11 protein-coding genes and 2 pseudogenes are annotated in these 12,559 nt (G+C 71.2%); 9 read left to right on the plus strand and 4 right to left on the minus strand.

Annotated features, from left to right (window positions below; genetic code table 11):
• Positions 1–226 (plus strand): annotated as a pseudogene (locus AB0C20_RS16905) (hypothetical protein); the annotation flags it as partial.
• 15 nt (positions 227–241) lie between these two features.
• A complete protein-coding gene (locus tag AB0C20_RS16910; RefSeq protein ID WP_357181562.1) occupies positions 242–1,090 on the plus strand; it encodes a siderophore-interacting protein in 849 nt (282 codons plus the stop codon).
• Positions 1,091–1,097: 7 nt separating this feature from the next.
• Here AB0C20_RS16910 and AB0C20_RS16915 read toward each other — a convergent pair whose 3' ends face one another.
• A complete protein-coding gene (locus tag AB0C20_RS16915; RefSeq protein WP_357568315.1) occupies positions 1,098–2,303 on the minus strand; it encodes a low temperature requirement protein A in 1,206 nt (401 codons plus the stop codon).
• A 113-nt stretch (positions 2,304–2,416) separates the two neighbouring features.
• On the opposite strand from AB0C20_RS16915, the pseudogene dnaG reads away from it, so the two are divergent.
• Together dnaG and AB0C20_RS16925 are read left to right on the plus strand one after the other, a co-directional pair.
• A pseudogene (gene dnaG / locus AB0C20_RS16920) lies at positions 2,417–4,319 on the plus strand (DNA primase).
• Positions 4,320–4,856, plus strand: coding sequence for a hypothetical protein (locus AB0C20_RS16925; protein WP_357181557.1), 537 nt, complete (start codon positions 4,320–4,322; stop codon positions 4,854–4,856).
• Between the two features lie 9 nt (positions 4,857–4,865).
• On the opposite strand, the gene AB0C20_RS16930 is transcribed toward AB0C20_RS16925, so the two are convergent.
• Entirely contained in the window at positions 4,866–5,885 is a 1,020-nt protein-coding gene (locus tag AB0C20_RS16930; RefSeq protein WP_357181554.1) for a TAXI family TRAP transporter solute-binding subunit, read from the minus strand.
• A complete protein-coding gene (locus AB0C20_RS16935; RefSeq protein ID WP_357568316.1) occupies positions 5,882–8,182 on the minus strand; it encodes a TRAP transporter fused permease subunit in 2,301 nt (766 codons plus the stop codon). The genes AB0C20_RS16930 and AB0C20_RS16935 overlap by 4 nt, the downstream gene beginning before the upstream one ends.
• 180 nt (positions 8,183–8,362) lie before the next feature.
• On the opposite strand from AB0C20_RS16935, the gene AB0C20_RS16940 reads away from it, so the two are divergent.
• Complete coding sequence (locus AB0C20_RS16940; protein ID WP_357568317.1) at positions 8,363–9,295, plus strand: ATP-binding cassette domain-containing protein; 933 nt, start codon at positions 8,363–8,365, stop codon at positions 9,293–9,295.
• 142 nt (positions 9,296–9,437) lie between these two features.
• Positions 9,438–9,977, plus strand: a complete 540-nt coding sequence (locus AB0C20_RS16945; protein WP_357568318.1) for a hypothetical protein — start codon at positions 9,438–9,440, stop codon at positions 9,975–9,977.
• A 22-nt stretch (positions 9,978–9,999) separates the two neighbouring features.
• Here the strand turns inward: AB0C20_RS16945 and AB0C20_RS16950 are convergent, their stop codons facing one another.
• Positions 10,000–10,215 carry a flavin reductase gene (locus tag AB0C20_RS16950; protein ID WP_357568319.1) on the minus strand — a complete coding sequence of 72 codons (216 nt, stop codon included), beginning with the start codon at positions 10,213–10,215 and terminating at the stop codon, positions 10,000–10,002.
• Between the two features lie 272 nt (positions 10,216–10,487).
• On the opposite strand from AB0C20_RS16950, the gene AB0C20_RS16955 reads away from it, so the two are divergent.
• From AB0C20_RS16955 to AB0C20_RS16965, 3 genes are all read left to right on the plus strand, one after another.
• Entirely contained in the window at positions 10,488–11,291 is an 804-nt protein-coding gene (locus AB0C20_RS16955; RefSeq protein ID WP_357181539.1) for a helix-turn-helix transcriptional regulator, read from the plus strand.
• A complete protein-coding gene (locus tag AB0C20_RS16960; RefSeq protein ID WP_357181535.1) occupies positions 11,282–11,473 on the plus strand; it encodes a DUF397 domain-containing protein in 192 nt (63 codons plus the stop codon). The genes AB0C20_RS16955 and AB0C20_RS16960 overlap by 10 nt, the downstream gene beginning before the upstream one ends.
• Positions 11,474–11,754: 281 nt before the next feature.
• Complete coding sequence (locus AB0C20_RS16965) at positions 11,755–12,543, plus strand: ABC transporter permease (protein ID WP_357181532.1); 789 nt, start codon at positions 11,755–11,757, stop codon at positions 12,541–12,543.
• The last annotated feature ends 16 nt before the right edge of the window (positions 12,544–12,559 follow it).

Below are 12,559 nucleotides of genomic sequence, written 5' to 3' on the forward strand. Positions count from 1 at the left end.
GGTGGACCGGTGGAACAAGAAGTGGGTGCTGATCGTCACCGATGCGGTCAGTGCGATCGCCGCTGGCGCGGTGGCCGTCATGGCGTATCAGGACGCCCCTGACGACAGGGCCAGACTGCGGGTGGTGATCGACCAGGTCGCCTCGCTCACCGACCCGGCGGCGGTGACCTGGCACACCCGCCTGGTCGGCAAGGGGACACCCCCGGCCGACCACGAGGCAGCTTAGGCTAACCTAACTGACATGACGGAACGCTCCAGGAACGTCACCACGGCCCAGGTGCTGCGCACCGAGCGGCCCACCCCGCACCTGATCCGGCTCGTCCTCGGTGGGGACGAACTGGTCGGCCTGCCGGTGGGAGAGTTCACCGACCACTACATCAAGGTGGTGTTCCCGCAGTCGGGGGTCGCGTACCCGCAGCCGTTGGACCTCGCCGCGATCCGCCGGGACCTGCCCCGGGAGCAGTGGCCCCGGCTGCGCGCGTACACGGTGCGGCGCTGGGATCCGCTGTCCGGCGAGCTGACCGTCGACGTGGTGCACCACGGCGACGAGGGGCTGGCCGGCCCGTGGGCCGCCGCGCTGCGTCCCGGCGATCCGGTGCACTTCGTCGGCCCCGGCGGCGCGTACGCCCCGAGCCCGGACGCGGACTGGCATCTGCTGGTCGGTGACGAGAGCGCCCTGCCGGCGATCGCCGCCGCGCTGGAGCGCCTCCCGCTGGGCGCCCCGGCCCACGTCTTCGTGGAGATCGCCGACCCGGCGGAGGAGCAGAAGCTGCTCAGTCCCGGGGCGGTCGAGCTGACCTGGTTGCATCGCGGCGACCGCCCGGTGGGCGAGGCGCTGGTCGAGGCGGTGCGGGCGTTGGAGTTCCCGGCCGGCCAGGTGCACGCGTTCGTGCACGGCGAGGCCGCCTTCGTCCGGGAGCTGCGCCGGTTGCTGCGCGGCGAGCGGGGCGTGCCCCTCGACCGGCTCTCCATCTCCGGCTACTGGCGGCGCGGCATGGACGACGAGGGCTGGCGCTCCACCAAGGCCGACTGGAACCAGCAGGTGGCGGCCGAGGAGACGGCCATTCCGGAGCCCGCCGCGGCGGCCTGAGCGCCGCTCACCCCTCGGGGGTGTTCATCTCCTTGCCGGCGCGGGCGAGGCGTCGGCTGAGCAGGACGGCGTACCCGACGACGGCCAGGGAGAGCAGCGACAGCATCACCCTCGGCTGGTGCACCGTCGCGGTGATCAGGCTGACCGAGACCACCCCGTAGGCGGCGATCGCCAACCGGGCGGCGCTCGGTCGGGTCCACAACCAGTAGAGGGCGAGCCCACAGGCCGTCCACACCACCATCGAGGCGCCCAGCAGCAGCCGCAGCTCCAGTGGCAGCCGGTTCGCGTTGTCGTCGACCAGCCGCACCACCTGCCCGAGCGCCCAGCCGAGCAGCAGCAGCGCACCGCCGAGCGGTATGTGCAGGTAGCTGTACGCCTGCCCGCCACGTAGCTGGCGCTGGAGCAGCCGGGTGGTGACGAAGGTGGTGTAGACCCACCAGACGGCCGCCGGGATCAGGAAGGCCATCGCTGCGGTGAGGATCATGTGGGGCGGGGGATGGTCCGGCACGGCGAAGAGCAGGCTGGCCAGCGCGCTACCCAGCACGATGATGGTGAACTGGCCGATCCGTTCCGGCAGGTGCCTGTTGTCCACCGGCCAGCGGTTGAGCCAGCGCACCCCGACCCAGGGCGTGGCCAGTTCGATCACCATCGCGACGATCCACAGGACCGGCCGCAGTTCGGTGGGCACCGTCAGCGACACCAGCCAGATCAACCAGCCCGACCCGAAGCCGATCAGATAGACGGTCGTCACCATTCGGGCCTTCGCGCTGGTCGGCCAGGCACGCAGGTACAGCAGGAGCAGCACACCCCGCACGATCAGGTACCCGACCGGCAGGAGCACGCTCTCCGGGACCTCGTCGACCCCGAGTGTCATCGCGCCCGCGCCGACCAACGCGACAAGCACCAGCACTCGGTGCAACGCGTCGTCCGGATCGAACCTGGTGTCGTAGTACACCTGCCCCATCCAGGCCCACTGGATCACCACGAAGAGCCCGATCACGGCCAGCACGGCCCTCGGCGACGGGGCCGGTTCGTTGCCCAGCCGGGCCACCACCGCCGCCAGCGCGTACACGAAGATGAGGTCGAGGAAGAGCTCCAGCCAGGTGGCGTGCCGGTGGCCGGCCTCGTCCGTCTGCGGGGTCTGCCCGGGTAGCCCCATCCGAACAGCCAGCCATCTCGGCAGGCGGGGGGCTTCGGTCCGTACCCGGCGCATCTGGTCATGGTCCCCGGGCGGACCCGGCCTGCGGGCCGGAACCGCCCAGCCGGCAGCGGCCGCCGCCACACCGGCGTCCCCCGGCCGGCGTGTCGTCGGTCGGGCAGGGCAGGATGTACGGCGAGGGGGTGGCGCATGGCTGGGCGGATCCGGGACGAGGACATCGCACTGGTCCGGGAACGCACCTCGATCGGGGATGTGATCTCCGAGACGGTCACCCTGAAGTCCGCCGGCGGCGGCAACCTCAAGGGTCTGTGCCCGTTCCACGACGAGAAGAGTCCGTCGTTCAACGTGTCCCCGGCCCGCAACGTCTGGTACTGCTTCGGCTGCGGGGCCGGCGGGGACGCGATCAAGTTCCTGATGGACGCCGACCACCTCAGCTTCGTGGAGTCCGTCGAGCGGCTGGCCGGCCGCGCCGGCATCCAACTGCGCTACATCGAGGACGACAAGGGCACCCCGCGCCCTCGCCCGCAGCAGGGTCAGCGGCAGCGACTGGTCGCCGCGCACGCCGCCGCCGTCGAGTTCTACAGCGCGCAACTGAGCACCGCCGGCGCCCGGCCGGCACGGGAGTTCCTGGCGCGACGGGGCTTCGACAGGGCCGCCGCCGAGCGCTACGGCTGTGGCTTCGCGCCGGAGGGTTGGGACCCGCTCACCAAGCATCTGCGCCAGCAGGGCTTCACCCACCAGGAGCTGGTCACCGCCGGGCTGTCCCGGGAGTCCCGTTCCGGCACCCTGATCGACCGGTTCCGTCGCCGGCTGCTCTGGCCGATCCGCGACCTCGCCGGTGACGTGATCGGCTTCGGCGCGCGCAAGCTCTTCGATGACGACGACGGCCCGAAATACCTGAACACCCCCGAGACGCCGATCTACAAGAAGTCGCACGTGCTCTACGGCATCGACCAGGCCAAGCGGGAGATCGCCAAGCAGGGGCGGGCGGTGATCGTCGAGGGTTACACCGACGTGATGGCCTGTCACCTGGCCGGGGTGACCACGGCGGTGGCGACCTGCGGCACCGCCTTCGCCGCGGACCACATCTCCGTCCTGCGTCGGCTCCTGTTCGACAGCGACGAGGTGGCCGGCGAGATCATCTTCACCTTCGACGGCGACGCCGCCGGGCAGAAGGCAGCGCTGCGCGCCTTCGAAGACGACCAGCGCTTCGTCGGGCGCACGTTCATCGCGGTCAGCCCGGACAACATGGACCCGTGCGACCTGCGGCTGGCCAAGGGCGACCTTGCGGTGCGTGACCTGGTCGCCCGCCGCGAGCCGCTCGTCGACTTCGCGCTGCGACACGTGATCAGCCGCTTCGACCTGGACACCGTCGACGGCCGGGTCGAGGCGATGCGCCACGCCGCGCCGCTGGTCGCGCGACTGAAGGACCGGGAGAAGCGCCCGGAGTACGTCCGCAAGCTCGCCATGGACCTCGGCATGGAGATCGAGCCGGTGCAGCGGGCGGTGCTCGCCGCCGCCAACACCCCGCCGCCCGGCACCCGCGACGCCGCCCCCGCCGCCCGGCCAACCTCGGCCCGCCCCGAGCCGGCGGTGGACAGCCCGCAGTCGATGGTCGAGCGGGAGGCGCTCAAACTCGCCCTCCAGCAACCGGTCCTGGCCGGGCCGATGTTCGACGCGGTCGAGGCCACCGAATACCGCCACCCGGTGCACGTCGCGGTGCGCACTGCCATCGCGGCGGCCGGTGGTGCCGCGTCGGCGACCGGCGGCGCGGTCTGGATCGAGTCGGTCCGCGACGCCTGCGACGACCTGGCGGCCGCGGCGCTGGTCGGTGAGCTGGCAGTCGAACCACTGCGGATCGACGGCGAACCGGACCCGCGCTACGTGTCGATCACCATGGCCCGCGTGCAGTTCGGGTCGGTGACCGCGCGGGTCCGGGACCTCAAGTCACGCATCCAGCGGATCAACCCGGTCAACAACAAGGACGAGTACTTCGCCGCCTTCGGTGAGCTGCTGTCCCTGGAGCAGCACGCCCGGGCGTTGCGCGAGCAGGCTGCGGGAGGCCTCTAGATGGGACTGTTCAGCCGCAAGCCGAAGCTGCCGCCGGCCGACCGGCCGCCGCTGACCGCCGACGAGCGGGTGCTGGCCTGGGCCGCCGCCGGCAACGGCGAGGGCGACGGGGTGGTGGTCGCCACCAACCTCGGCCTGTGGTTGCCCGGTCGAGGGCACCGGTTCGGTTGGCACAGCATCCTCAAGGCGGTCTGGTCCGGCCGGGAGTTGACAGTCACCCCCGCCGAGCCCCTCGTCGAACGGGACGGCTACACGGTGGTCGCCGACGGTCCGGCCGAGACGTACCTGCTGCTCGACCCGGGGGAGTTGCCGCACCAGGTGCGGGCTCGGGTGACCCGTTCGGTCGCGTACACCGAGCACCAGCCGGTGCCCGGCGGCGCGGCGCGGGTCGCGGCCCGGCGCGTGGCCGGGGTCGACGGTCTGACCTGGACGGTTCGACTCGACCCCGGCACTCCGGCGGACGACGAGGCACTGCTCGCCGAGACCGACCGGCTGGTCGGTGTGGCCCGCGCCGCCACCGCGCCGGCCGACGTCTGACCGGCCGGGTCAGTTCGCCCCGAGGTCCGTCAGTGCCTTCTCGGCGCCGCGGTGCAGCGGCACCGGGTCGGTCTTGCGGGCGGTCTCCAGCGAGATGCCCCGGGCCGCCGGGTTCGCCTGGGCCAGCGTGTCCCGCTTGTCGAAGACCGTCCGGGTGATCGCGCAGGCGACGTTGGCGTCCAGGTCCTTACGGACCAACAACACATTGGGTACGACGATCGTCGGGGTGTCGGTCGCCGTCCGGTACGCGTCCCGTCCGATCGTCCCGGCCTGGTAGGCGGGGCTCAACGCTGTCATCTTCGGCAGCAACGGCGAGATGTCGACGAACTTCACCGAGTCGCCGGCAGTGGTGAACAGGTCGGTGAGGCCCCCGGTGGGCAGACCACCGGACCAGAAGAAGCCGTCGACGCTGCCGTCCTTGATCCCCTCGACGGTCTTGGTCAGGTCCAGTCGCTGCGCCCTGATGTCCTTCGCCGGGTCGAGGCCGGCGGCCTCCAACAGCCGGTTGGCGATCACCTCGGTACCGGACTTCGGTGAGCCGGTGGAGATCCGCTTGCCCCGCATGTCGGCCACCGAGGTGATCCCGGAGTCGTTGCGGACCACCACCTGGGTGTAGTTGTCGTAGATGCGGGTCAGCGCCTCCACCGGCTGCGGCGCGGTGAAGCTGCCCTTGCCCTGCACCGCGTTGACCGCCGTGTCGAACAGCGAGAACGCCACGTCGTACTGGCCACCGACCAGTTGCTCGACGTTCTGCACCGAGGCGCCGGTCTCGGCGGCGGTGCCGGTGAGCTTGCCGCCGGTCGCCCCGGACAACTGCCCGGCCAGGGCGTTGCCGACCACGTAGTAGACGCCTGTCGCGTTGCCGGTGGCGATGCCGACGCGGGTCTCCTTCGTCACCTCGCAGGTGACCTCGCTGGCCGTGTCGTCTTTTGCCGCGCCGCCCTGCTGACCTCCGCAACCCGCGGCACCGACCGTGACGAGGGCGAGCACGCTCAGGCCGGCCGCGAGCCGTACGTCGATTCGTCTCACAGTTGTTCCTCCACAGGATTGGCTGGTGATCCGGACGATGACCGGTTGGCGGCGCCGCGTCGGATGAACACGCCCGCCGCCGCGACGACGGCCAGCGCCACGCCGACAGTGACCGGCACGGGTTCGAGCCAGAGCAGTGTGACGCCGGCGAGGGCGCCCAACACCCGTTCCGGGGCGCCGGCCGGCCCCACGCCGGGCAGCCAGCCACCGGCGGCGACGGCGAGCACCGCCACGCTGAGCGCTGTGACTCCGGCGGCGAAGGCGATCCGCTGGACGCCACCGATGCCGAGCAGACCGAGCCCGGCCGGCGTGATGACGAACGCGATCGGGGTCAGGTACGCCGGCAGCGCGTACCGCAGGGTCTGCCACATGGTCGGCACCAGCCGGCCGCCGGTGACCGCGGCGGCGGCCACCGCGGCGAGCGCTGTCGGCGGGGACACCTCGGACAGCACCGCGAAGTAGAAGACGAACATCGCCGCCGCCGGCGCGGTGACACCCAGGTCGAGCAGGGCCGGACCGACGATCACCCAACCGATCACGAACGACGCGGTGACCGGCACGGCCAGGCCCAGCAGGCTGAGTGCGACGGCGGCGAGCAGCGCGGTGAGCACCAGCACCAGCGTCGGGTCCGATGTGGCCGCCTGCGCCCCGCCGATCAGCAGCGCCGCCGCCTGCGGCCCGAGGCCGGTTTTCGTCGTGGTCGCCGTGATGATGCCGGCGGCGGCGCAGACAGCGGTGACGGCGAGGACGCCGCGCACGCCGGTGACCAGTGATGTCACCAGCCTGCCCGGGGTGAGTCGGTGCGCGCGGTCCTCGTTCCTGGGAGCCAGGAACGACAACGCGACGGTGAGCACGATGGCGAAGACGACAGCCCTGGTCGCTGACACACCGATCGCGAGGAACACGATGATGGCGATCAGCGAGGCGAAGTGGTAGCCGAACCGGGCCAGCAGCCGCCAGGGCGAGCCGACGTCGATCACCACGGGGCGTACGCCGGAGCGGCGGGCGTCGATCTCCACGGCGAGCAGGATGCCGAGGTAGTAGAGCACCGTCGGTACCGTCGCCCAGCCCAGCACCTGCAGGTACGAGACGCCCAGGTACTCGGCGATGATGAACGCCGCCGCGCCCAGAGTCGGCGGGGAGAGGATGGCGCCCACCCCGGCCGCGGCCAGCATGCCGCCGGCCCGCTCCGGCGGGTAGCCGGCACGGCGCAGCAGCGGCCAGGTGACCGCGCCGATGCTCACCGTCGTCGCCGCGCCGGAGCCGGAGACGGTGCCGAGCAGGAAACCCGAGGCCACCGCCGTACGGCCGGCGGCGGTACGGGAACGTCGGAACGCCGCGGCCGACAGCTCGACGAAGAACCGCCCGGCCCCGGACAACTCCAGCACCGCGCCGTAGATGGTGAACAGCACGATGTACGAGGCGGCCACGTCGAGTGGCGTGCCGTAGAAGCCGCTGTCGGAGTTGTAGAACGCATCGACAAGCTGACTGAAGTCGAGCCCGGCGTGCGCGACCGGCCAGGACTGCGGCAACAGCCCGCCGTAGTAGCCATAACCGAGGAACAGCAGGCAGACCGCCGGCAGGATCCAACCGGTGGTACGTCGACACGCTTCGAGCAGCAGGAGCAGCAGGACGGTGCCCAGCACCAGATCCGTCGGCGCCAGCAGGCCCTGCCGGTCGAGGAACGCGTTGTAACCGCCGCCGCCGCTGCCGATCCGCATCGGCAGGACGGGGTAGAGACAGGCCGCGATGGCCAGGGCACCCAGCGCCCAGTCGGTCACTGTGGGCCCCGACGACGACTGTCTCGGGGTACGCCTGTCGCCGCCGGTGGCGTCGGCGCGGTTGGTGCGTCGTCGCCGGGCGCGCAGGCGGGCCGGTAGCCGCAGGTCGGCCGGGTAGGCGAGGAAGACCAACGGGAGTACGCCGGCCAGGAAGATGATCAGGTAGTACTTGCTGCCCTGCGACAGGGGGCGGAACACCTGCCACAGGGCGAGAGCGCCGACCGCCAGCGCCGCAGTGGTGAGGAGCAGACCCGCCGGCCCGGAGAGCACCCGTCCCGGTTTCTCGTCCTCGAACTGGGCGGCCAGGTCCCGAGTCGCCCGCTCGGCGACGCCCGGGTCGGGCGTGCCCGGGTCGGGCGTGCCCGGGTCGGGCTTACTCGCGCCGGGCTCTGTCGGCTCGGCTTCCGGTCGTGGCCGGGGTGGCCCGCCGTCGGGGCTCGCTGCGGACCCACCGGCGGGAGAGTTGGCTGGTAGGGCAGGTGAAGGCGAACCATCGGGCGAGCTGATGGGCGACACAAAAGGACGATACACGTCGATTGGCTGACGGGTGGGGCATCGATCGGCGTTTCGCCGCCCGCGGTTGGGGTGACCGGAGGGTCGCGGGCGTGGTCGCCCTGCGCGGTGCGCGTCGCAGGTCCTGGCACGTCCAGCGTATTTGCGTGGAGGGCTGTCGGACTCGGCGGTTAGGGTCGGGCGGTGACTTCGGAGCGGCCACTGATTCAGGCTCGCGGGCTGGTGAAGCGGTTCGGCGATTTCACCGCCGTGAACGGCATCGACGTCGACGTTCGCCAGGGTGAGGCGTTCGGCTTCCTCGGGCCCAACGGCGCGGGCAAGTCGTCGACCATGCGGATGGTCGGCTGCATCTCCCCACCCAGCGGGGGTGAGCTGCGCATCCTCGACATGGAATCGGTGGCTGACGGGCCGGCGATCCGGGCGCGTCTCGGGGTGTGCCCCCAGCTTGACAATCTCGATCCGGAGTTGACCGTCCGGGAGAACCTGACCGTCTACGCCCGCTACTTCGGCATCTCTCGCCGGGCGGCCCGGGAGCGCGCCGCCGAACTGCTCGACTTCGTCCAGCTCACCGAGCGGGCCGACAGCAAGGTCGAGCCGCTCTCCGGTGGCATGAAGCGTCGGCTGACCATCGCCCGCGCGCTGGTGAACGATCCGGAGATCGTGCTGCTCGACGAGCCGACCACCGGGCTGGACCCGCAGGCCCGGCACCTGGTGTGGGAGCGGCTGTTCCGGCTCAAGCAGCAGGGCGTCACGTTGGTGCTCACCACGCACTACATGGACGAGGCCGAGCAGCTCTGTGACCGTCTGGTGGTGATGGACAGCGGCCGGATCGTCGCGGAGGGCTCGCCCAGGGCGCTGATCGAGCAGCACTCGACCCGTGAGGTGGTCGAGTTGCGCTTCGCCGCCGAGTCGCAGGAACCGTTCGCCGGCAAGCTCGACGGGCTGGGGGAGCGGGTCGAGGTGTTGCCCGACCGGGTCCTGCTCTACGTTCCCGACGGCGACGCCGCGGTCGCCGAGGTCGCCGCGTTGGGGCTCCAGCCGGCGAACGTGCTGGTCCGGCGCAGCGGCCTGGAGGACGTCTTCCTGCACCTGACCGGCCGCACCCTTGTCGACTGACCGGCCCGAATGATCCACTCGGCTTCCGGAAAGTCGGGGTGACACGGCGAAGTGGACAGTCCGACTTCCTGAAACCCGAGTCGATCAAGCACCAGCCAGGACCGTAGGGTGACGGCGGTCTGTCGTAAACCGGGGGAGTTTCATGTCTGATCTGGTGACCGCCAACCGACGTCAGGCCGGGCTGACCGCCCTCTACCTGGGCATCTTCGCGATGGTCTGGTTCAGTGTGCCGGCGGCGGAGCAACCGCTGCGTGCCCTGCTCGTGGTGGGCAGCATCGTCGCACTGCTCACCGCCGTGCTGGGCGGTGTGCTGTCCTCCCGCCTGCGGGGTGCCGGCAGCCCTCGGGACCGGGCCGCCGACCGCCCGTACCTGCTCATCGTCGCGGCCGAGTTCGCCGCCGCCGGGCTGGGTGCCGCCGTGCTGGTCGCGGCCAACTGGTCCGAGTACGTTCCGGTGCTGGTCTGCCTGGTGGTCGGTCTGCACTTCTTCCCGCTCGCCCCGCTCCTGCGGGATCCGTTGCTTCGCCCGCTCGGTGCCGCGCTCTGCCTGGTGGCGGCGGTGGGCCTCGTCACCGGCCTCGCCTCGGCGGTCTCCGCCGGTCTGGTGGTCGGCATCGGCGCAGGAGTGCTGCTGCTCGCCTACGCCGTGCAGGCGCTGGTCCGCGCGTACCGACCGGCCTGACCGGCTGCCAACGAATCGCCGTTCAACGGGCTCTGGCCCAGGTGATGAATCGGTCGGTCAGTCGGTCGTGACCGGCCTGGCCGGCGAGGTCCCCGGCCGCCTCGTAGAGCAGCGTGGCGAGGTAGATGAGCAGGCCGATCCGGTCCTCGCGGTACTCGCCGAGCAGCGCCAGGCGGGCCGGCGAGCAGGGCCACGCCGCGCCGCAGAGCCGGCAGCGCCAGGACGGGCGTGCCGCCACGTGTGGGCGGTACCGCGGCATCAGTGCCCGCCGCCGACATCAGCCGACCAGGTGAGTCGCACGAGGGAACCTCCATCGGGTGGTGGGAGCGCCCCGGATCGGGGGTCACGGGGCGCTCCCGGCCTGGTTCCGCCCGCCGTCTGGATCCCGTGAGCGGTTCCGCTGCGTGACAGTCTGGTGAAGACCCGACTACGGTGGGAGGTTCCGCGCGCCGACGACCAGCGCGTACGGCGATCGGCCCGGCACGGTACGGGAATGTACGGAGGGTGTCCGTGGAGAGTTCGTCCATGCTGGAGCACTTCGCCGAGGAGTTGCGACTGGCCCGAGCCGCCAACGGGATGTCACAGGCCGCGCTGGCCGAGGCGTTGAGCTATTCCGGGGCGCTTGTCGCCAAGGTGGAGACATCCGAGCGCCGGCCAAGTCTGGACTTCGCCCGCCGGTGCGACGCCGTGTTCTCAGCCGACGGTCGGTTCGAACGCATCCAGCGGCGGATCAGCCGGGAGGCAGTGGTGCCGTGGTTCCGCGACTGGGCCGGCATCGAGCAGGAAACCACAGCGCTGCGCTCGTTCGAGCCGCTGTGTGTGCCAGGACTCTTGCAGACCGAGGGGTACGCCCGCGCGCTACTGACCGGTGGCGGCTTGTTCGCGGCGGACGAGGTCGAGCAGCAGGTGGCAACCCGGCTGGACCGTCAGAGACTGCTCACCCGAGACCGGCCTCCGCTGCTCACTGCCGTGATCGACGAGCACGTGCTGCGCCGATCGGTCGGTGGGCCGGAAGTCATGCACGAGCAAGTTCAGCACCTCGTGAAGCTCGGCACGGCGTTCCCGAGGGTCCGAATCCAGGTAGTGCCGACTCCCGCCGGTGCTTACGCTGGGCTCGGAGGGCCGTTCGTGATCGCAAGCTCGTCGCAGGGGGAGGACCTTGTGTACCTCGCTGGACAGCGTCACGGGCAGGTCATCGACCGCGCCGATTACGTCCGTCAGATGGTCGAGGTGTGGGAGTCGATCCGGGGTGAGGCACTATCGCACGGGCAGTCCCTCGATCTCATGGCGGAAGTGGCGGAGACATGGATTTAACCGGTGCCCGGTGGCGCAAGAGCATTCGTAGCGGCCCGGATGGCGGCAACTGCGTGGAGGTTGCCAGCAACCTGCCTGGGCTGGTGGCCGTCCGCGACTCCAAGGACCCGACCGGTCCCGTGCTCGTCTTTCCGCCCGCCGCGTGGCGCACGTTCGTCAAGTCCGACGCCGCTGGCCGGTAGATAGCGGCCACGCGTCTAGATCAACTCGGTCTTCAGGAAGTCGGGCCGTTGGGGCGGCTCCGACACCGCGACTTTCAGGAAGCCGAGTCGATCAAGGGCGACGCCGCGACCGGGCGACGCCGCGACCGGGCGACGCCGCGACCGGGCGACGCCGCGAAACCAGGGCGGCGCGGGGAAACCCGGGCGACACGTCGGCGGGGTCGTCGTAGGGTGACCGGCGGTCTGTCGTACCCCGGGGGTAGACAGGTCGTGATGGCCGGCGCGGTGGGCGGGGTGGTCGGGTGAGTGCGGCGGGATCGGCGCGGTTCCCATGGGTGCCGGCGTACGCGGTGTTCGAGCACTACCTGGTGGGTCTGCGGCGCACCTGGCGGGCCGGGGTGTTCTCGTCGTTCCTGCTGCCAGTGCTGACGGTCCTCGGGTTCGGGGTGGGCGTCGGCGCCTACATCGACCAGGGCGTCGGCGGGGTGCGTTACCTCGACTGGCTGGTCCCCGGGCTGATCGCCTCGACAGCGCTCCAGGTGACAGTCGGCGACTCGACCTGGCCGGTGTTCAGCAACTTCCAGTGGGTCAAGACCTACTTCGCGCAGGGCGCGTCACCGCTGCGGGTCAGTGACATCGTGGCCGGGCACCTGGCCTTCGTGCTGTTCCGGGTGCTCACCACTATCGTGGCGTTCCTGCTGGTCACCGGGCTGTTCGGGGCACTGCGGTCGCCGTGGGCGTTGGCCACCCTGCCGGTGGTGGCGTTGCTCGGGCTGGCCGTCGCCGCGCCGACCTTCGCGTACGCCGCGTCGGTGTCGAGCGACAATTGGCTGGCGATGCTGTTCCGGTTCGCTGTCATCCCGATGACGCTCTTCGCCGGGGTGTTCTTCCCGGTCGAGTCGTTGCCCGACGCGCTGCGGTGGCTGGCGTACGTGACGCCGTTGTGGCACGCCGTGGACCTGTGCCGCGCGGCCACGCTCGGCGTCGCCCCACAGTGGTCGATCGTCGGGCACCTGCTCTACCTGGCCGCCTGGGCGGTCGTCGGCTGGTTGCTGGCGGTGCGCGCGTTCCGTCGCAAGCTCGTCGTCTGAACAGCGACCCGTCCCC

The organism is Micromonospora sp. NPDC048843 (genome assembly GCF_040649965.1).
Classification (GTDB): Bacteria; Actinomycetota; Actinomycetes; order Mycobacteriales; family Micromonosporaceae; genus Micromonospora; species Micromonospora hortensis.

What these genes read in the sequence shown, in the direction of transcription:
- AB0C20_RS16915 (WP_357568315.1), bottom strand. Translation starts at nt 2,303, where the DNA reads ATGCGCCGGGTACGGACCGAAGCCCCCCGCCTGCCGAGATGGCTGGCT.
- AB0C20_RS16945 (WP_357568318.1), top strand. Translation starts at nt 9,438, where the DNA reads ATGTCTGATCTGGTGACCGCCAACCGACGTCAGGCCGGGCTGACCGCC.
- AB0C20_RS16910 (WP_357181562.1), top strand. Translation starts at nt 242, where the DNA reads ATGACGGAACGCTCCAGGAACGTCACCACGGCCCAGGTGCTGCGCACC.
- AB0C20_RS16925 (WP_357181557.1), top strand. Translation starts at nt 4,320, where the DNA reads ATGGGACTGTTCAGCCGCAAGCCGAAGCTGCCGCCGGCCGACCGGCCG.
- AB0C20_RS16960 (WP_357181535.1), top strand. Translation starts at nt 11,282, where the DNA reads ATGGATTTAACCGGTGCCCGGTGGCGCAAGAGCATTCGTAGCGGCCCG.